The organism is Proteus sp. G2609 (genome assembly GCF_963896135.1).
Lineage (GTDB): Bacteria > Pseudomonadota > Gammaproteobacteria > Enterobacterales > Enterobacteriaceae > Proteus > Proteus mirabilis.
On sequence record NZ_CAWQNB010000030.1, the window covers coordinates 64,730 to 84,193 of the forward strand.

A 19,464-nucleotide genomic window follows, 5' to 3' on the forward strand; every position below is an offset into this window, starting at 1 on the left:
AAAATAATAATGCTTTATACCAATGCTTTACCTGAACGAACAAAACCAGGTTTTACCACCTCTACCGGTATTTCACGATTACGCAATAAAACAATTGCGCTATCTTTAATACCTGCGGGTACTCTGGCTAATGCAATACTAAAGCCCAATGTCGGTGAAAATGTGCCACTAGTAATAACGCCTTCTCTTAATTCACCTAAATCATCGGTAAAGTGCACGGCACTACCTGCACGTAACACCCCTTTTTCTCGCATCACCAGACCAACCAGTTTATCTGTGCCTGTTGCGCGTAATTTTTCTAATGCTTCTCTACCAATAAATTGACGATCTTCGGGTAACCAGGCAATCGTCCACCCCATATTAGCCTCAAGAGGATTAATAGTTTCATCCATCTCTTGACCATAAAGATCCATACCCGCTTCTAAACGTAAAGTGTCTCGAGCACCTAACCCCGCGGGCTTAACCCCCACTGCTAATAACTTTTGCCAATAATCAACAGCTTGCTCTTTTGGCATGGCGATTTCATAACCTGCTTCACCGGTATAACCTGTCGTCGCGACGAAGAGATCATCAAGTTGTACGCCATAGAAAGGCTTCATCGCTGCCACTATTTGGCGATGCGATTCACTTAATAAACGCTGTACTTTTTCTTGTGCGTGAGGGCCTTGTACTGCAATTAATGCTAAATCATCACGTACTTGAATATCGACGACATAATCTTTGGCATGCTCAGTGATCCACGCTAAATCTTTTTCGCGGGTTGCGGAGTTAACCACCAGACGATAGAAAGTCTCATCAAAGTAGTAAACAATCAGATCGTCAATCACACCACCAGACGCATTTAGCATACCAGTATAAAGTGCTTTGCCTTTTTCGGTGAGTTTAGCGACATCATTCGCTAATAGATAACGTAGAAAGTCTTTAACTTGCGGGCCATGTAAATCAACAATCGTCATGTGAGATACATCAAACATACCTGCATCTTGACGCACATTATGGTGTTCATCAATTTGAGAGCCATAATGCAGTGGCATCATCCAACCATGAAAATCAACCATACGAGCACCACAGGCGACGTGCTCATCATATAACGGAGTCTGTTTTGCCATTCTTCCCTCTTTCTATTTTTAGTTTAGATGATCCAGAGAACGCAATTTGTTAAATATAAAATTAAACTTGATTAAAAATCAGCGTGTTAATTACAAGCTTAAGTTTATTTTTAAACATTACTTTAACAAATGTGAGCAATTAACGTACAACGCAAACGATACCTTTACTTTGAACTTATCACTAAGAGAAAAAATAAACCATAAGTTAAAATAGGGTATTACCTCTACCAATCATAATGTAGAGAAATAAGTATGCAGAATGAATGATTGTAATTATGCGTATCAGCCCTCATTTTTAGTGAATAATGACTAAAAAAAGGCGAGCAATACAAAGAATAGACTGAAAAAATAGCTATTTTTAGTGTTATTTTTCCAGTCTGTTATAAAGAAAAGTAATGTGAAATGGCTGTTGAATTAGATTTTTTCAGCTGAAACAGGATTTTTATGCTTTAGCCATTCTGGTAAATCAGAAAGTCCCATCGCCTGTTCAAGTAACTTTGGTTTTACTCCTGGTAAACTATCTGCTAACGAAAGACCGATATCACGCACCCACTTTTTAATAGGGTTATTACCTTCAAATAATTCGCGGAACCCTTGCATAGTCGCTAACATGACCGCAGCGGCATGTTTACGGCGGCGCTCAAAACGTCTTAAATAGAGATACTCACCAAAATCTTTACCTTCTGCTTTTAAACGACGGATTTCACCAATTAATTCAGCAACATCCATAAAGCCAAGGTTAACCCCTTGTCCAGCTAAAGGGTGGATGGTATGCGCGGCATCACCTAATAACGCTAACCGTGGAGCGGCAAATTGACGTGCATAGCGACCCGTTAATGGAATTGTCATACGTTCACTGACTAATTCACACTGGCCTAAGCACATATCAAAAGTAACACCTAGCGTACGTTCAAATCGCGTTTTATCTGCACTCTTATAATCTTCAGCCAATGAGCTAGGTAGCGACCACACAATAGAACAAGTATGAGGATCTGCAAGAGGTAAAAAGGCTAAAATCCCCTCACCATGAAACACTTGGCGCGCCACATTATCGTGGGGTTGTTCTGTGCGTATGGTTGCGACTAAAGCGTGATGTTCATAATCCCAAAAAGTCAGTGGAATATCAGCATTTTTACGCAACCAAGAATTAGCACCATCGGCGCCAACAACCAGCCTAGCGGTTAACATTTCTCCGTCATTTAAACTGATAAAGGCTTCATTTTCTCCCCACACAATGCGTTCAATTTGAGCAGGGGAATAACAGGTAATATCACTATGACTGGTGACCTTTTGCCACAGCACTTCACGAATAAGATGATTCTCAATAATAGTGCCAAGATGAGATAACCCTTCTTGCTGCGCTGAAAACGCAATACGTCCAAAACTATCTTGATCCCATACTTCCATACCTTGATAAGGAGCTGTACGTAATGCCGTTAAGTTTTCCCATACCCCTAATTTCTTGAGTAATAACTCACTGGCAGTATTAATCGCAGATACCCGTAATGCAAAATCATCTTGCGGATGGAAATGCGTGGTGACTGGGTGATTTTCTATTATCGCTATACGTAATCCACAGCCATGTAATCCGCAGGCTAATGCAAGCCCGACCATTCCACCACCAGCAATAACAACATCAAATGATTTCATAATAAAAGTATCCTAAAAAGCAATTATGCTCAGTTTGTCCAACCTAATGTTTGGTGTGCTAATTTGTTACGAAGTGCAGGCACTAATTCCATCGTCATTAAGCCTAGATTACGGGAGATAATTAACGGCATACAACGATTCGCAAACACTTTCACTAAACCATCAGTGATCGTAATAGTACTTTCTCTATCCTGTTCGCGAAGCTGTTGATATTGTGATAATACGCGATAACTGCCGATATCAAGACCTGATTGTATGGCCGAGGTTAATGTATTGGCTAATGTCATTACATCGCGTAAACCAAGATTAAAACCTTGCCCTGCAATAGGATGCAAGGTTTGAGATGCATTACCTATCAATGCTAAACGATGGCTGATCATTTGCTGTGCTTTTTGCAGAACTAATGGATAGCAATGACGCTGCCCTACTTGTTCAATCTTACCCAAACGCCAGCCAAAATCCCGTTGTAACTGTGCAATGGTTGTTTGCTCATCCCATTGTGAAACTTGTTCTAATTTCTCAATAGGATGGCACCACACCAATGAACTACGCCCTTCGCTCATGGGTAACATTGCTAATGGACCAAATTGTGTAAATCGCTCAAATGCACAACCTTTGGGATCAATCTCTGTTTTTACATTGGCGATCACCGCGACTTGATGATAAGGCGTTTTCTGCCATTGAATATGACATTGATGACCAATGGGTGAATGTGTACCATCTGCGGCAACCAGTAAATCACCGCTAAGTTGCGTACCATCATCAAGTGTCACTTCAACGTTATCGAGATGGCGCTGAACATGCTCCACTTTAGCGGGACAATATAGCGTAATATTGGGTTGTTTTTTCAACTGTGCAAACAGTTGACGCCCCGCATCATGTAATTCAATAACATAACCCAGTGCGTCAATATCGTAGTCCTGTGCATTTATGTTCACAAAACCGCAATGGCCTCTATCAGAAACATGAACGTGATTAATAGGTGTCACAAAGGGTTTTAAGACCGACCATAATCCGATTTGTGCTAATCGCTTTGCTGTGCCATGCGCTAAAGCGATCGCTCTAGCATCGAATCCGGGATGCCCATTATCTGGCTCTCGCGCTTCAATAAGCGAAATGGAAATATTACCCTTATTTAATGCAGAAAGTGCTAGTGCTAACGTTGCACCCGCCATTCCACCACCCACAATAATCACATTCATGCTGATTTTAGCCTTAAATTTTTCCTGCCATCAGAGCTTCAATTTCATCAGGATCTTTAACAACCATAGCCGTTAAATTTTCATTACCTGTTTCAGTAATAACAATGTCATCTTCAATGCGAATACCAATACCACGATACTCTTGTGGTACATCTGCATCTGGCGCAATGTAAAGTCCTGGTTCAATAGTCAACACCATACCCGGCTCTAAGATACGATCACGATCGGTGCCATAGTGTCCAACATCATGAACATCAAGACCTAACCAGTGACTTAAGCTATGCATAAAGAAGCGCTGATAGGCTTTTGTCTCAATGAGGTGTTCGATATCACCGTGCATAATGCCGAGCTTAACTAAGCCTTCCACCATGATATACACGACATGTTGAGTGACTTCTTTGATGCTTGTACCCGGTTTATACAATTCGAGGGATACATTGAGTGATTTTAAAACAATCTCGTAAATTTCACGTTGTTGACGGCTAAATTTACCATTAACAGGGAAAGTTCGCGTAATATCACCCGCATAACCTTCATATTCACAGCCTGCATCAATGAGGACTAAATCCCCATCACGCATTTTAGTTTCATTTTCAGTATAATGTAAGATACAACCGTTCTCACCACTACCGACAATACTGTTATAGGAAGGGAAACGCGCACCATGAGAGATAAACTCATGTTCAATTTCCCCTTGTAATTGATACTCATACATACCTGGCTGACATTTTTGCATTGCGCGAGTATGGGCTAACGCAGAAATTTTTCCGGCTTTGCGCAGTAATTCAATTTCAGCATCAGATTTAAATAACCGCAGTTCGTGCACTATTGGGCGCCAATCAATAAGCGTTTGTGGCGCTTTTAAATTACGGCGAGAGCCTTTTCTTAAGGTATCCAGAGCATTAAAGACGATTTCATCGGCAAACGCATATTCACCTTGGGCATGATAAACAATATCCAATCCATTGAGTAATTGATAAAGTTGCTCACCTACATCTTCGTAAGGTAGCGCTTTATCAACACCTAATTTTTCAGGGGCAGCTTCTTGCCCAAGACGACGACCAAACCAGATTTCCGCGGTTAAATCTCTAACCCGATTAAACAGTACGCTATGATTATGTGTTTCATCACTTTTAATCAACACAAGGATAGCTTCTGGCTCACTAAATCCGGTGAGATACAAGAAGTCACTATGTTGGCGATAGGGATATTCACTATCAGCATTGCGTTGTGCTTCTGGTGCAGCAAAAAAGATAGCTGCACTTGCTGGTTTCATCTGAGCTAATAATGCCTGACGACGGGATAAAAATTCTTGCTTATTCATACCCACTCCTATCCTTTATTGATCTTTTGGTTATCTAATTAATAAGGCAATTATTAATGTAATGTCCGTTGTTCATCTTGTTTATCATTTTCTGTTGTTGTCTCTTTTGAGGCGACAAAAGTGATATAGCACAGCTGAACAGAGACTTTGACATATTCTGTAACTTCTTCGAGTGCATCTTCAAGCTCTTGTTGATTTTCATCTTCTTCATAGCCTAATGCACCAATATTACGCAAATCAGTGATAACTTCCGTCAACTCTTTATGCTCAGATAACTTAGGTTGTGCAACACCTAATCCTAATAGAAAATGATTAACCCACCCTGCAAGGGCATCAGCTCGAGGAAAAACAGATTCTGCATCGTCAGGTAACAGCATAGAAAAATTAAATACGCTGTCATCAAGTTGCTCATGAGTGACGTGATAAAGTGATTCAAGGGGTTCTGATAACGATTTAGGGAACGCTAAGCCCTCATTAGTCAGTTCATGTAACAAAGTTTTCCAACTATTGTCATGTACTGCTCCACAAATAAACCCAGTAATTAGGCCATGCATCTCTGCGGCAGTTAAAGGCACGGCATGTTGTTGTAATAATGAATCAATTGCTGAGTAATCTGGTAATGTGTTTTGTATTGACATAAGAATAAACGTCGCATTTAGGGGAATAGTTCAAGATATGCTACCATCAATAGAACGCACTGTACCAGTTAAGCTATGTTAAACATTGGAATTTTTGCAGTAATAGCGTTTAATACTGCCTTATAACCGTATACACTACTAAACACGTAGCACAGATTTTATGTCAGGAAGGAATCATGTCCGCACAACCCGTTGATCTTCAAATTTTTGGGCGCTCATTACGTGTCAATTGCCCACCAGAACAAAAAGATGCTTTACTGGCTTCTGCTGCTGAACTTGAACAACGATTACAAGATCTCAAAGAACGCAGTGGTGTTTCCAATACTGAGCACTTAATTTTTATCGTGGCATTAAATATGAGTCATGAGTTGGCAGAAGAAAAGTTAAAAACGAGAGACTATGCCTACAATATGGAAGAGAAAATAAAAATGCTACAACAATCTATTGAACAAGCTTTACACGATCAAGGCAAGCACCATGATCGCACTTTTTCAACATCAAAGTAGATTTGTTCAGAAAGCATGCGCACACCACGAAATTAACAGATAATAGGTTGCTTTCTACAATTAAAATAATACAATAGTTCATAGATAAGGTGCTTAACAGCACCCACCTAATTTCTCTGAGATGTTCGTCAGTGGGTAAGTCCCCTGAGCCGATATTTCAAAAAAAATAGAATGTGGTGATCTATTACTTGTGAGCATACCTGATTCGTTCAGGCAGCCTAATGGTGATAGCACTATGTTCACCTTGAACCACGGGTTCAAGGGTTACAGCCTACAACGGCATCTTGGAGACCCCAATTCAAGTTCTAAACACTGAGTACTGATTAAGTATTTAATGTTTAGAGCTTTTTTTGTTTCTTTTGCCCCTATCTTTCTTGGCTTTTCTCTTTTTTACCTCTAAAGTGTAATAAATTCATAGAAGTGATATATTTTTATTCATACCAATTCCTTGCTGATGGATTAATCATGACACAACCCCCTGTTTTCCAGCAAAGAGCTCAGATACGTAAAGCTATCCGCCAAAAACGCCGCCAACTGACTGTGGCACAGCAGCAAGATGCTGCACATAAACTCTCTGCACGGGTACTCCATCATCCCAAAGTCAAGCAAGCTAAAACAATTGCCTTATTTCTCTCTTTTGACGGCGAGATTGATACCGCACCTCTAATCACTCATTTATGGGATTTAAATAAACAGGTTTGTCTGCCCGTATTACACCCTTTTCATCGCCATCATTTACTTTTTTTACGTTACGCTCCCACCACGCAGTTAGTGAAAAATCGTTTTAATATTTTTGAACCTCCACTCAATGTGAATAACATTATTCCAATATCTGATATCGATATTATCTTTACGCCACTGGTTGCCTTCGATGAAAGTGGTCAACGACTCGGTATGGGCGGAGGTTTTTATGATAGAACATTAGAAAATTGGCAGCGGCAGTCATTTTATCCTATGGGACTTGCTCATACATGCCAACAAGTTCATTCGTTACCGAGCGCAGATTGGGATATACCGTTACCTGAAATTATTACACCTGATAAAGTATGGTGTTTTGATGAACAACTGATACAGAGAAATTAAGACGAGCTTTTAACGCTATCTTTGTTTTTTTATATTATTATCTTATTTTATAAGATTAAATCTCTATTTTTAACCACATTGCATTTAATATGAAAAATAGAGAAAGCACGAAATTTATAAAAAGCATTAATATCATTCTTAATCTTTCGGGAAAACAATTAGATAATACAAAACCAAACATTAATAAATACGATGATACTATCGCATCATTAGAAAAAAAACATGCTTTTAAACTAAAGAAAAAAAATATTCATTATATTTTTAAAAAACAATTACACTACCCTATGATTTTTTTAGATCGTTCTAAAAATATATTTATTATTTTAAAATATAACAATAATGAATTTCTAATTTATAATCTACAAACTGACAATATGGAGACATGGAATAAAGAGAGATTAATAAATAACAGTGTAAATCACTATTACTATCTGGACTTTGCAGAAAAGCATTTTTTTGATATCACTTGGTTTGTCCCAACCTTTATGAAATATCGTATATTATTTCAAAGTGTATTATTTTACTCGTTAATTCTTCAACTGCTAGCACTTGCCTCCCCGATTATTACGCAAATAATTATGGATAAGGTAATTATCCATCAAGCCCTATCCACGCTTGATGTGTTAATAATAGGTCTTATTTTTGTCGCCGTTTCAGAATCTGTATTAAAGGGGATAAGAGAGTATATTTATCATCATACGGCAAATAAAATTGATATGTTGCTAAGTTTGAAATTAACTAACCATTTATTCAAACTTCCTATCAGTTATTTTAAATCTCGCCAAACAGGTATTATTGTTACACGAGTAAAAGAGCTTGATATCATTCGAGAGTTTATAACAAAAACCTTATTAATGTTATTAGTTGATTTCTCATTTATCTTTATTTTCCTATTTGTTATGGCTTATTTGTCATTAAAGTTAACATTAATCTTTCTTGCCACCATCCCACTCTATTTTATCTTAGCTAAATTAATTGCCCCTAAAATAGAAAAAACCGTACAACAGCTTTATCAATATTCAGCAACAAATAGTGCTTTTTTAACAGAAACCCTAGGAGGTATAGAAACAATAAAAAGCCTTTCATTAGAACCACGTTTTACACAGCAGTGGCATACGCAAATCCATCAACTGACTAATGAAAATTTAAAATTACAAAATATTGATAACTTATCGCAATACATCGTTTCATTTTTACAAAAAATAACGACAGCGATACTTTTATGTCTAGGTGCTTTTGAAGTCATTTCACTTGCAATGACAATAGGTCAACTCATTGCTTTTAATATGCTATTAAACCACTGTCTACAACCTTTAAGTTCTGCAATAGAAGTTTGGGGAAAGTATATCCGAGCCAAAACGGCTATTTATAATTTACAAGACATTCTTAATCTCCCAATAGAGCAAGAAAAAGCCAATAAGAAAATGGCATTACAAGGTGAAGTGAGTTTTGAGAATGTCAGTTTTAGTTATCAACATGATGCCCCCCCTGTTGTAAAGCAAATTTCATTTAGAATAAATAAATATGAAACTATTGGTATCGTCGGGACGTCTGGATCAGGGAAAAGTACATTAGCACGCATCATCGCAGGGCTTTATATCCCACAATTAGGTCAGGTTAAGCTTGATGGCATTCCGGTTTGTGAAATTCCCCCCGCAGTATTACGTCAACAAATAGGGTTTGTCTTACAAGAGAATTTTTTATTTCATTTAACCGTGCTCGACAATATCCGTTTAACGCAACCATCAGCCTCATTAGATGAGGTTATTCATGTCGCTAAATTAGCAGGTGCTCATGAGTTTATTTTAAAACTTCCTTTAGGGTACGACACACTCATTGCTGAAAATGGCAGATCTTTATCTGGGGGACAATGCCAACGTATTGCAATTGCTAGAGCCTTACTCTCATCCCCTAAAATTTTAATTTTTGATGAAGCTACCAGCGCATTGGATGGTGAGTCTCAAGCCATCATCGAAAAAAATCTTCCCCTTATTACCCAAGATAAGACCGTCATTATGATTGCTCATCGCCTTTCCACAATAAAAAACTGTGACCGCATTATTGTATTAGAAAAAGGCCAGATAATTGAAGAAGGCAAACATAATGAATTGATTAGAAAAGATGGCGCTTATAAGAAACTTTGGCAACATCAACAAGGATAACAATGATGAAATCAAAAATAAAACAAATGATTGCTCACTACTTTAAAACTAAAAAAGAGCCTAAAAACTATGATTTTTACCCTAATCATATCGCCGTACTTGAGAAACCGCCGACACCTTATAGTCGTATTATTGCAATAATAATTTCATTAAGTGTGATTATATTTTTACTCTGGGCATATATAGGTAAATTAGATGTGCTTTCTTCAGCTATAGGAAAATTAGTGGTTTCAGGTTATTCGCAACAAATTCAAATTTATGAACATAGTCGCTTAAGCGCCATTCATGTAAAAAATGGCCAACAAGTTACCAAAGGAGAAGCGTTATTAACACTTGATATTTTAGGTGTTGATGAGGAGATTAATAATCTAAAAAATAAGATAGAAAATCTATTATTACTAAAAATTCGTTATCAAGCATTAGGTCAAAACACCCGACCTGATGCAATTGATGATTTTAATTTACTAAATAAAGAAAAAAAAGAAGCGATTCTACTAAGTTATAAAAAAGAAAAGGATGAATTTGATGCTAGTATTAATCATATTAATTCTGAAATAGAAACCAACAATAAAAACAAGCTTCTTACTCACCAAGAAATCAATTCATTAAATGAATTAAAAAAAAATATTGAAAAACGTTTTAATATAAAGAAAAAACTCTATGATAAAAAAATCATTAGTACCATGGAGTTTTTAGAAAATAAAAAGGAGTTATTAGAAATCAATCAAATCATTAAAAGAAAATCATCAGAACTGGTTATTTTATCCAGTCAAGAGCAACAATATATAAAAAATCGCGATAGATTAGAAAAACAAAAACACCTAGAGTGGCATGATAAATTTAAACAATATGAAAGCGAAGTTTTTATTTATCAACAAAATCTTTATCATGCTCAGAAACGTCAACAATTAAAAATTGTTCGTTCTCCTGTTACAGGTACAGTACAACAACTCGCTGTTCATACCCTAGGAGCCGTATTGCAACCTTCACAAGCGGTGATGGTGATAGTGCCCGATACTCAGCATAATGTTGCTGAGGTGAATATTCTCAATAAAGATATTGGTTTTATCTATCCAGGTCAAAAAACGGTGATTAAAATTGATGCTTTTCCTTATACCCGTTATGGCACCATTGAAGGCACCATTGTCAATATAGCAAAAGATTCCATACAACATGAACAATTAGGCTTAGTTTATCCCGTCCTGATTGAACTTGATAAGCAAGTGATGGGTGAAGATGAAGCACAATATAAACTGGCCACAGGTATGTCTTTAGTTGCCGATATAAAAATTGAAAAACGTCGAGTGATTGATTATTTACTCAGTCCAATAGAAGTTTATCAACATGAAGCATTAAGAGAAAAATAATAGCGAGATATCTATGAACTATATAACTAAAAATACGCCATCTCTTCATCCTTCAATTATTGATGGGCTTATTTATTTTTCAAAAAAGAATAAAGGAACATTAAAAAAAGAGCAGCTTATTCATTTTTTAGGTAATGACGACAATCTCTCTGAATTAAATATCATAGAAGCCGCTCAACAACTCAATTTAAAATGCGAATTTTCATTTTTTAATAGTGAAAGTGAGTATAAAGATAAAATAATTATTGATACACTTATCGAAATTAATGGTTATTGGTATATTCTAAAAAATAGAACAAGTGATAAATTAATTATTATTGACCCAAGCACTAACACAGAGAGTCATTATCATATTGATAAAAAAATCACTTATACCACACTGCTAATTATTAATAAGATATTTACCCCTAAACAGAGCAAGTTTAGCTTAATGTGGTGCATTCCATCGCTATTAAAACAAAAAAAATCATTATATTTAATTTTTATTTTATCTTGTTTTATTCAATTATTTGCTTTAGTTAATCCAATTATTTTTGAAAAAATTATTGATAAAGTATTAACGGGGAGAAGCCTCTCTAATTTGCAAGTTTTAGGGGTACTCCTCGTGCTGCTTGCCATTATAGAGCCTATCTATCTTTTATTACGAGATAAACTTTATGCTTTTGTTTCTTGTACCCTAGGTGCCGAATTCTCAGGGAGAATTTATCAACACCTCATTCGGCTACCCAGTCAGTTTTTTAATCAACGTCAATCTGGGCAAATTATTGCTCGTATTCAAGAGCTTGCTCATATTCGCCAGTTTATTACTGGCTCTGCGTTGATGATGGTATTGGATTTTATTTTTATTATCGTATTTCTTTCAGTAATGTTTGCTTATTCCGTATTATTAACTTGGATAACCATAGCAGCATTAGTCGTTTATTTTTTATTTTGGCTGATACTTGGCCCCATGATCCGTTATTGGGTTGAACAAGAGTATCAAGCAAATGCTGATAATACGAGCTTATTAACAGAAGCTATTAATGGTATAGAAACCATAAAAATAACAGCAACAGAACATCAATTTATTGAAAAATGGCAATATAAACTCACTAATTATATCCTTAAGCGTTTTTCAGCGGCCAAAAAAGCGTTACTTGCTCAGCAATTAATTGGGGCTATTCATAAAATTACTATGGCAATTATCTTGTGGCATGGTGTTAATCTGATTATGAAAGCGCAATTAAGTGTGGGAGAATTAGTGGCTTTTAATATGTTTGCCGCCCATATTACACAACCTATTTTACGTTTAGCCCAACTTTGGCAAGATGTTCAACAAACAGGCATCTCTATACGTCGTATTGGCGAGATTGTTAATACGCCCACAGAGCATCAGCATCAAGGACTTGCTACTGTACCTAATATTGCAGGAAGTATAGTATTTTCTCATGTACGCTTTCGTTATACAGCCAATACTCCAGATGTGATTGAGCAACTCTCTTTTTCGATCCCCGCGGGCAAATTTATTGGTATTACAGGCCCCTCTGGTTCAGGAAAAAGTACTATCACACGTTTAATTCAACGTTTTTATACTCCTCAACAAGGCCAGATTTATATTGATGGTATGGATCTCGCCATTGCCAATCCCCTTACTTTACGCCAATCAATTAGTGTTGTTTTACAAGATAATTTTTTATTTAGTGGCACTATTATGGAAAATATTCGGTTATCAAAACCCGATTGTAGTGAAGAAGATATTATTGAAGCGAGTAAATTAGCCGGCGCTTTTCATTTTATTACTCAACTCCCTGAGGGATTTAATACACAAGTAGGTGAAAGAGGTAGTAATTTGTCAGGAGGGCAGCGTCAGCGTATTGCGCTAGCAAGAGCACTTTTACCTGATCCACAAATTCTTATTTTAGATGAGGCAACATCGGCGTTAGATTATGCCTCAGAAGCGGAAATTTTAGCCAATCTTCCGGCTATTTGTAAAAATAGAACGGTAATTTGTATTGCTCACCGACTTAATGCTATTTCTATTTCAGATTATATTTATGTTATTGATAAAGGTCGTATATTAGAAGAAGGTACACATAGCGATTTATTAAATAAGAAAACACTTTATCAGCAATTGTGGCAACAACAGACACAGCAATAAACCGTGATAACTAATGAACCATAAAAATAAAGGCTCTAATTATTGAGCCTTTATACTTAATATAAAAATATGCGATATTAGTACAACATACGAGCACGAATGGTACCCGGTAGTCCTTTTAGTTTCTGCAATACTAACTCAGCTTGTGCTTTCGTTTGTGTAGTAACGTCAATCACTACATAACCCACATTGCCAGCTGTACGTAGATATTGCGCAGCAACGTTAATATTTTCTTCTGTAAATACGTTATTGATACTATTCATAATACCCGGACGGTTTTCATGAATATGCAGTAAACGGTTTACATCATCACCATGACTAGGCAATGATACTTCAGGGAAATTAACCGCAGATAATGTAGAACCATTATCAGAATATTTAGCTAACTTACCAGCAACTTCATAACCAATATTTTCTTGAGCTTCTTGGGTTGAACCACCAATATGTGGCGTTAAGATCACATTATCAAATTTAATTAATTCTGATACAAAAGGATCGTTTGGATCGTTATTTGCCCCCGGCTCCGTTGGGAAAACGTCCACCGCTGCACCTGATAAATGCTTACTCTCTAGCGCTTGTGCTAATGCCGGAATATCAACCACAGTTCCACGAGAGGCATTAATAAGAATAGCGCCTGGCTTCATTCGTAATAACTCTTCGTGACCAATCATATTTTTTGTTGATGGCGTTTCTGGCACGTGTAAGCTAACAATGTCACACATATTCAGCAGTTCGGATAAGTGGCGAACTTGGGTTGCATTTCCTAAAGGAAGTTTGTTTTCAATATCATAAAAATAGACATCTAAACCAACACTTTCCGCCAATATCCCTAACTGGGTGCCTATATGACCATAGCCAATAATCCCCAGTTTTTTACCTCGCGCTTCAAAACAGCCTTTAGCTTGTTTATCCCAAATACCACGATGCGCTTTAGCATTAGCTTCTGGAATACGACGCAGTAATAACAGTAATTCCCCTAACACCATTTCAGCCACGGAACGAGTGTTTGAAAAAGGTGCATTAAAAACAGGGATCCCACGACGGGCAGCCGCATCTAAGTCAACTTGGTTAGTACCAATGCAGAAGCAGCCTACAGCAACTAATTTTTCAGCGGCTGCAAAAATTTCTTCTGTTAAGTGAGTGCGGGAACGGATCCCCACAAAGCGTGCATCACGGATAGCTTGTTTTAATTCTTCTCCCGATAATGCACCTTTATGATATTCGATGTTGGTATAACCTGCTGCTCTTAAATTCTCTACCGCACTTTGGTGTACACCTTCCAATAGTAGGAACTTTATCTTTTCTTTTTCCAAAGATACCTTGACCATTTACCCTGCCCTATTTGTGTTACATGAATAAAAACGAAATCCTGTTTCACCAACATAACAAAAATAGATTTTGAGGCAATACAACCGATTGCACTGTTGACAGAATAAGCGATAGATAAAGTGATTTTCTACCGAGCAAAATGATTTTGACAATAAAAATGGCAGCATTTTAAAGAGAGATATCTCTATCGTGTGATATATATCACTGAATTTATGGTTTTCAAAATAATTTGCAAAAAGTCATCATTCTGATTATCTAAGGGGAAAGATAAAAGAGAGTGGGAAAACAATATAGTTCTCCCACTCTCTTTAAGAGGATGTTGTTATCACTGACTAGAGATGCAGTTTAATTGTACTATTTAATGGTTTTCACACCTTCAGAAGTCCCCATTAATACAATGTCTGCTCCGCGATTAGCGAAAAGCCCGACAGTAACCACCCCTGCAATACTATTAATTTTATTTTCTAGCTCGATAGGGTTCAAAATAGTGAGATTATAAACGTCTAAGATCACGTTACCATTATCCGTCACGACGTTTTCACGATATTCAGGTAACCCACCTAATTTAACCAGCTCGCGAGCCACATAAGAGCGAGCCATTGGGATAACTTCAACAGGCAGAGGGAATTTACCCAAAACATCCACTTGTTTTGATTCATCGACAATACACACAAAGGTTTTTGCCACCGCTGCAATAATTTTTTCACGGGTTAATGCCGCACCACCACCTTTGATCATCTGCATTTGATGGTTAATTTCATCAGCACCGTCTACGTAGATATCGAGCGAATCAACTTCATTACAGTCAAAAACGGGAATGCCGTAGCTTTTTAGTTTTGCCGTTGAAGCCTCTGAGCTAGAAACTGCCCCTTCAATTTGACCTTTCATTGTTGCAAGAGCATCAATAAAATGAGAAGCCGTAGAGCCTGTTCCAACGCCCACGATAGTACCCGGTTTTACATATTCAAGGGCGGCCCAACCTACTGCTTTTTTTAATTCATCTTGAGTCATTTACAAAACCTTATTTTTCACATTTATCGAATAAGAATAGCATAGTGCCCATAAAATCCGCACAAGGTGTATCAAAATTTGAGACACAACATTTTAACTCATAAAAACTAAAAATATGGCATAGTACACAGTAGAACATAAAATCAAAGAGAATCTGTCAATGAAACGTCCTGATTATCGGGCCCTGCAAGCCCTTGATGCCGTTATTCGAGAGCGTGGTTTTGAACGAGCCGCACAAAAACTATGTATTACGCAATCTGCCGTTTCACAAAGAATAAAACAACTTGAGAATCTATTTGGACAACCTTTATTAGTACGTACGGTTCCGCCCCAACCCACAGAGCAGGGGCAAAAGCTACTCGCATTGCTGCATCAGGTCGAAATGTTAGAAGAGCAGTGGTTAGGTGATGAAAATAGTGGCTCGACGCCTCTTTTACTCTCTTTAGCTGTCAACGCGGATAGTTTAGCTACTTGGTTATTGCCTGCTTTGCACCCGGTATTAACACAACTTCCTATCCGGCTTAATATTCAAGTAGAAGATGAAACTCGTACCCAAGAGCGATTAAGACGTGGTGAAGTGGTTGGTGCTATCAGTATTCAGCCCCAAGCATTGCCTAGCTGTCTAGTCGACCAATTAGGCGCATTAGACTATCTTTTTGTGGCATCCCCTGATTTTGCCCAACGCTATTTTGCAAATGGGGTCACTAAATCATCTCTGTTAAAAGCCCCCGCTGTCGCATTTGACCATCTTGATGATATGCATCAGGCCTTCTTACAGCAAAATTTCGGCTTATCTCCCGGTAGTGTGCCTTGCCATATTGTTAATTCTTCCGAAGCTTTTGTTCAGTTAGCTAAACAAGGCTCAACATGTTGTATGATCCCTCATCTACAAATTGCCGATGAGCTAAAAAGTGGTGAATTGATTGATTTAACGCCAGGATTATGCCAACGCCGCATGTTGTATTGGCACCGTTTTGCCCCAGAAAGCAGAACGATGAGAAAGGTAACAGATGCGTTACTTGATTATGGTCGTAAAGTGCTTAAGCAAGATGAAGAGTAAAAAGTAACGTTGATGATGTTGTTTCTTGATCAATATTATCGCTATTCTTAGAAAGGGATTTAACGATAAGTAAGGAAAATGGCGAATTGATTTTCCTTACTTTAGTCTGTTATCTATATTCACTCAGACAGTGACTGGCAGTTGGCTCTAAACTGCATCTTAACGATATAACTCATACAAAAAATATATCACCACAGCTTATTAATCAGACCATTTTTGCAAAAGACTGGCCACTGAGGAAAGTAAGCTGAAAACTTCATCATCAGAGGGAAGATCACTGTCATAAACCAATTCAGAAAATTCGCCGTGAAAAATCCCCCTGATATTTTCCCATATTTCACTAGACTTGGAGAAAAGCACACTCTTATGTAGAGGTTGGTCAAGCCATTGTCCTGCTTCTCTGAACTGATCTCTGTCAGCCTGAATAACAATGTCCATCATCTTCCAAAGACTATCAGAATCAAAAAATTGGCTATAATGCTTATTACGCTTGATCATGCAAAGATCATAAATATGACGGATTTTATCAGCTAGAGCCTGTTTTGGATCTGCTTCGCTCGATGCTCTAACTAATCCTAATATTTTTTCTGCTACTGTTCGTTTGATGTCAAGAACGTTGACTTCAAATTTTTCTAGTCCATAGCGTGTTATGATTTCATTTCCACCCTCAATCTGTGCTTTCTTTATGAATTCAGCAATCAATGATTCAGTAGGCATAAATGAAAAAGGTTCTGGTGAAGTAAAACTATTTGTTTCCAGCAAAATAACATCAGAAGCGTGACCAAATTCTCCGCTAACAATTCGTGGGAATTTATAATAGACTTTTCGGAATTGGCTTCCTTTAGACTCGTCAGGTTTTTGAATATATGTCAATCCAGCAGCAATTGTTTCCTCTGCTGCTTTCATGCACTTTTTAATCTGATTACTGCTCAGTCCTCGGTTATTAAACATAGCAAGATCAACATCTTCTGAAAATCTTTTGATTAGACCAAAGACCTTGGATAGCGCCGTGCCACCTTTGAAAATAAAATCGTTCCTGAATTCAGACAGACTTAATTGGAGAAGGACGTGTGTAACCCAATAATCCTTCTCAACATAAACTTCAGGGATCTTAAAATACTCTGCTGTCCGGTTAATCAATTCCAGAAATACATCTGGATTGTTGTGAAGATTCATTCAATATTCCATTCTTCTGCATTATCCCAATAACTATCCAACCCTATCCGATAATGAGTAGTAGGGTTTAGCTGTTTTTTAAGTTCCAAAGCGAGATTTATATTAATATTCTCTATCAATAATCCTAACAAAGCCCTCGTTACAGGCGAATAAAAACTAGCCAAATTAATAAGCTCATAAAGGCCATCTTTTTTGATATTTTTTAGTTTTTTTGCTATGACTTTCATGACTTCAGATGGGTTACTATCTGGTATTTTCTTAATATTGGAAAGAACATCAAGGATCTCAAGATACTCCCTGTTAGATTCGGAAACAGGCACTTTAGCTTTCACTAATTTTACCTCGACGGTACCAAAATCCTTACGCTGTGGTGATTTGTCACTAGCAATGGTAATTGTTTTCGGGATCTGGGTAGTCAGTCCCAGTCGATTATAAAGCCCCATTCCCGTAATATAACCTTTTCGCTTTCCATTCTGATACATGAATGTTTTTAACTTCTCGGCATCACTCAATTGCATTTCACCAAATATCCCTTTTTTCGGACGGTAAAATTGCCCTTTAGCAAACCTTTTAATGTCACCATTCTTCACTAGGCGACTGACAGCTTTTACTGTTGTTTCAGGATTTGAAAGATATGGTGTTAAATCTCTATAGGTGAAAATTTTACCAAATTCAAACCGGTTTATTTCCTTCTCAACTAAAGGTTTAATCTTCATATTTTTGGCCTCCCGTTAAGTGTTCTACATCTACTTAGCAAATGGTAAAGTTTTTCTGCAGAAAAACATGACATTTTTAGATAAGAATATAACACTGACAAGTGATTACAGTGAATTAGAATATTTCTTTTTTCAATAAACCTGTTATTAGCAGACTACAACGCTGATATAGATGTATCAGCTCACTGCTGAGCCAATACATCTTATCCTTTGATGGTAAAGATTATTTAGCTGTTTTTAATTCAAATACCACGTCAACGTAATCTTTAAACTCAATGCTTTGTTGTTGATAGGTCTCTTTTACTGCTTCCGGTGACGGGGCACTTAATGCCATAGCATCCATTTTCATTCGTGCTATTGGATAAGGTGTTGCTTCTGGTGCGCGATAACTTACACTATAAACAGCCCCTAAATCAGCACCAAACCCTTTTGCCACTGAACTTGCCTGTTGTATGGCATTTTTAATTGCCACTTCTCGTGCTTTGGCTTTGTACTGTTCTGGATCATTAACGCCAAACTCAACATTATTAATTTCATTTAGCCCTGCTGCTAATGCCCCATCCAGTAAGGTATTAAGCTGATCAAGTTTTTTGATTTTTACATCTACGGTTCGTGTTGCTGTATAGCCATTAATCACCGAACGTTCTGCTTTTTTATCATACTCATAATTAGGCTGTGTACGAATGTTGGCAGCATCAATATCTTCTTTCGTCACACCGTTTTCTTTTAAAAAGGCAAAATATTTTGCAACACGCTCATCCACTTGTTTTTTAGCTTGAGCTGCATCTTTTGCTTTTTCACTAACCTGAATATTAAGTGTCGCCATATCAGGAGTCGCTTTAATTGTTGCATTACCTGATGTAGTTATATGGGGTCCTTCAGGTACCGCCCCGGCTAAAGCGATTGAGGGTGCTCCAAGGGCTAACATGGATGCTAATACCATTGCTTTTACTTTCACAAAAACCTCCTGACAAAAATCATGTATGGGTATTGT

General features: G+C 37.4%; 16 protein-coding genes and 1 other RNA gene. 7 read left to right on the forward strand and 10 right to left on the reverse strand.

The annotated features are described in order from the left end of the window. Positions 1 to 14 precede the first annotated feature (14 nt). From gcvT to AACV01_RS09430, 5 genes are all read right to left on the reverse strand, one after another. On the reverse strand, positions 15 to 1,109 hold the full coding sequence (gene gcvT / locus AACV01_RS09410; protein ID WP_004244043.1) for a glycine cleavage system aminomethyltransferase GcvT: 1,095 nt from the start codon (positions 1,107 to 1,109) through the stop codon (positions 15 to 17). Between the two features lie 414 nt (positions 1,110 to 1,523). After that, complete coding sequence (gene ubiI, locus AACV01_RS09415) at positions 1,524 to 2,759, reverse strand: FAD-dependent 2-octaprenylphenol hydroxylase (RefSeq protein WP_004244044.1); 1,236 nt, start codon at positions 2,757 to 2,759, stop codon at positions 1,524 to 1,526. Between the two features lie 29 nt (positions 2,760 to 2,788). Continuing rightward, complete coding sequence (gene ubiH / locus AACV01_RS09420; RefSeq protein ID WP_004250387.1) at positions 2,789 to 3,961, reverse strand: 2-octaprenyl-6-methoxyphenyl hydroxylase; 1,173 nt, start codon at positions 3,959 to 3,961, stop codon at positions 2,789 to 2,791. A 13-nt stretch (positions 3,962 to 3,974) separates the two neighbouring features. Next, positions 3,975 to 5,285, reverse strand: a complete 1,311-nt coding sequence (pepP, locus tag AACV01_RS09425; RefSeq protein ID WP_046334650.1) for a Xaa-Pro aminopeptidase — start codon at positions 5,283 to 5,285, stop codon at positions 3,975 to 3,977. A gap of 53 nt (positions 5,286 to 5,338) precedes the next feature. Then, the gene (locus AACV01_RS09430) at positions 5,339 to 5,923 is read right to left on the reverse strand and encodes a YecA/YgfB family protein (protein WP_004244047.1); all 585 of its coding nucleotides are present in this window, start codon (positions 5,921 to 5,923) and stop codon (positions 5,339 to 5,341) included. 176 nt (positions 5,924 to 6,099) lie between these two features. On the opposite strand from AACV01_RS09430, the gene zapA reads away from it, so the two are divergent. The 6 genes from zapA to AACV01_RS09460 all read left to right on the forward strand — a co-directional run bounded on the left by zapA (position 6,100) and on the right by AACV01_RS09460 (position 13,178). Beyond that, positions 6,100 to 6,429: a cell division protein ZapA gene (gene zapA / locus AACV01_RS09435; RefSeq protein WP_004244048.1), complete on the forward strand. Its 330-nt coding sequence runs from the start codon at positions 6,100 to 6,102 to the stop codon at positions 6,427 to 6,429. 110 nt (positions 6,430 to 6,539) lie between these two features. After that, positions 6,540 to 6,724, forward strand: a non-coding RNA gene (gene ssrS / locus AACV01_RS09440) — 6S RNA. Between the two features lie 170 nt (positions 6,725 to 6,894). Continuing rightward, positions 6,895 to 7,512 carry a 5-formyltetrahydrofolate cyclo-ligase gene (locus AACV01_RS09445; RefSeq protein ID WP_161682765.1) on the forward strand — a complete coding sequence of 206 codons (618 nt, stop codon included), beginning with the start codon at positions 6,895 to 6,897 and terminating at the stop codon, positions 7,510 to 7,512. Positions 7,513 to 7,601: 89 nt separating this feature from the next. Further along, complete coding sequence (locus tag AACV01_RS09450) at positions 7,602 to 9,674, forward strand: peptidase domain-containing ABC transporter (protein ID WP_104836632.1); 2,073 nt, start codon at positions 7,602 to 7,604, stop codon at positions 9,672 to 9,674. Positions 9,675 to 9,679: 5 nt separating this feature from the next. Then, a complete protein-coding gene (locus AACV01_RS09455; RefSeq protein ID WP_339382635.1) occupies positions 9,680 to 11,041 on the forward strand; it encodes an HlyD family type I secretion periplasmic adaptor subunit in 1,362 nt (453 codons plus the stop codon). A 13-nt stretch (positions 11,042 to 11,054) separates the two neighbouring features. Continuing rightward, entirely contained in the window at positions 11,055 to 13,178 is a 2,124-nt protein-coding gene (locus AACV01_RS09460; RefSeq protein WP_161682769.1) for a type I secretion system permease/ATPase, read from the forward strand. 77 nt (positions 13,179 to 13,255) lie between these two features. Here the strand turns inward: AACV01_RS09460 and serA are convergent, their stop codons facing one another. Continuing rightward, positions 13,256 to 14,506, reverse strand: a complete 1,251-nt coding sequence (gene serA / locus AACV01_RS09465) for a phosphoglycerate dehydrogenase (RefSeq protein ID WP_004248535.1) — start codon at positions 14,504 to 14,506, stop codon at positions 13,256 to 13,258. Between the two features lie 355 nt (positions 14,507 to 14,861). Continuing rightward, positions 14,862 to 15,518, reverse strand: coding sequence for a ribose-5-phosphate isomerase RpiA (rpiA, locus tag AACV01_RS09470; RefSeq protein ID WP_004244058.1), 657 nt, complete (start codon positions 15,516 to 15,518; stop codon positions 14,862 to 14,864). 160 nt (positions 15,519 to 15,678) lie between these two features. Between rpiA and AACV01_RS09475 the strand changes: the two genes are divergently transcribed. Next, positions 15,679 to 16,578 carry a LysR family transcriptional regulator ArgP gene (locus tag AACV01_RS09475; protein ID WP_004244059.1) on the forward strand — a complete coding sequence of 300 codons (900 nt, stop codon included), beginning with the start codon at positions 15,679 to 15,681 and terminating at the stop codon, positions 16,576 to 16,578. A 201-nt stretch (positions 16,579 to 16,779) separates the two neighbouring features. Here AACV01_RS09475 and AACV01_RS09480 read toward each other — a convergent pair whose 3' ends face one another. From AACV01_RS09480 to AACV01_RS09490, 3 genes are all read right to left on the reverse strand, one after another. Then, on the reverse strand, positions 16,780 to 17,754 hold the full coding sequence (locus AACV01_RS09480; RefSeq protein ID WP_081042241.1) for a nucleotidyl transferase AbiEii/AbiGii toxin family protein: 975 nt from the start codon (positions 17,752 to 17,754) through the stop codon (positions 16,780 to 16,782). Next, a complete protein-coding gene (locus AACV01_RS09485) occupies positions 17,751 to 18,470 on the reverse strand; it encodes a DUF6088 family protein (protein ID WP_104459312.1) in 720 nt (239 codons plus the stop codon). The genes AACV01_RS09480 and AACV01_RS09485 overlap by 4 nt, the downstream gene beginning before the upstream one ends. A 223-nt stretch (positions 18,471 to 18,693) precedes the next feature. Next, positions 18,694 to 19,428 carry an oxidative stress defense protein gene (locus AACV01_RS09490; RefSeq protein WP_004248538.1) on the reverse strand — a complete coding sequence of 245 codons (735 nt, stop codon included), beginning with the start codon at positions 19,426 to 19,428 and terminating at the stop codon, positions 18,694 to 18,696. Positions 19,429 to 19,464 lie beyond the last annotated feature (36 nt).

Excerpts from the sequence above, each read along its gene's own strand:
- AACV01_RS09460 (WP_161682769.1), top strand. The coding sequence starts at position 11,055 with ATGAACTATATAACTAAAAATACGCCATCTCTTCATCCTTCAATTATT.
- AACV01_RS09450 (WP_104836632.1), top strand. The coding sequence starts at position 7,602 with ATGAAAAATAGAGAAAGCACGAAATTTATAAAAAGCATTAATATCATT.
- AACV01_RS09480 (WP_081042241.1), bottom strand. The coding sequence starts at position 17,754 with ATGAATCTTCACAACAATCCAGATGTATTTCTGGAATTGATTAACCGG.
- AACV01_RS09455 (WP_339382635.1), top strand. The coding sequence starts at position 9,680 with ATGAAATCAAAAATAAAACAAATGATTGCTCACTACTTTAAAACTAAA.
- zapA (WP_004244048.1), top strand. The coding sequence starts at position 6,100 with ATGTCCGCACAACCCGTTGATCTTCAAATTTTTGGGCGCTCATTACGT.
- AACV01_RS09475 (WP_004244059.1), top strand. The coding sequence starts at position 15,679 with ATGAAACGTCCTGATTATCGGGCCCTGCAAGCCCTTGATGCCGTTATT.
- pepP (WP_046334650.1), bottom strand. The coding sequence starts at position 5,285 with ATGAATAAGCAAGAATTTTTATCCCGTCGTCAGGCATTATTAGCTCAG.
- AACV01_RS09485 (WP_104459312.1), bottom strand. The coding sequence starts at position 18,470 with ATGAAGATTAAACCTTTAGTTGAGAAGGAAATAAACCGGTTTGAATTT.
- AACV01_RS09445 (WP_161682765.1), top strand. The coding sequence starts at position 6,895 with ATGACACAACCCCCTGTTTTCCAGCAAAGAGCTCAGATACGTAAAGCT.
- AACV01_RS09430 (WP_004244047.1), bottom strand. The coding sequence starts at position 5,923 with ATGTCAATACAAAACACATTACCAGATTACTCAGCAATTGATTCATTA.
- rpiA (WP_004244058.1), bottom strand. The coding sequence starts at position 15,518 with ATGACTCAAGATGAATTAAAAAAAGCAGTAGGTTGGGCCGCCCTTGAA.
- ubiI (WP_004244044.1), bottom strand. The coding sequence starts at position 2,759 with ATGAAATCATTTGATGTTGTTATTGCTGGTGGTGGAATGGTCGGGCTT.
- ubiH (WP_004250387.1), bottom strand. The coding sequence starts at position 3,961 with ATGAATGTGATTATTGTGGGTGGTGGAATGGCGGGTGCAACGTTAGCA.
- gcvT (WP_004244043.1), bottom strand. The coding sequence starts at position 1,109 with ATGGCAAAACAGACTCCGTTATATGATGAGCACGTCGCCTGTGGTGCT.
- serA (WP_004248535.1), bottom strand. The coding sequence starts at position 14,506 with ATGGTCAAGGTATCTTTGGAAAAAGAAAAGATAAAGTTCCTACTATTG.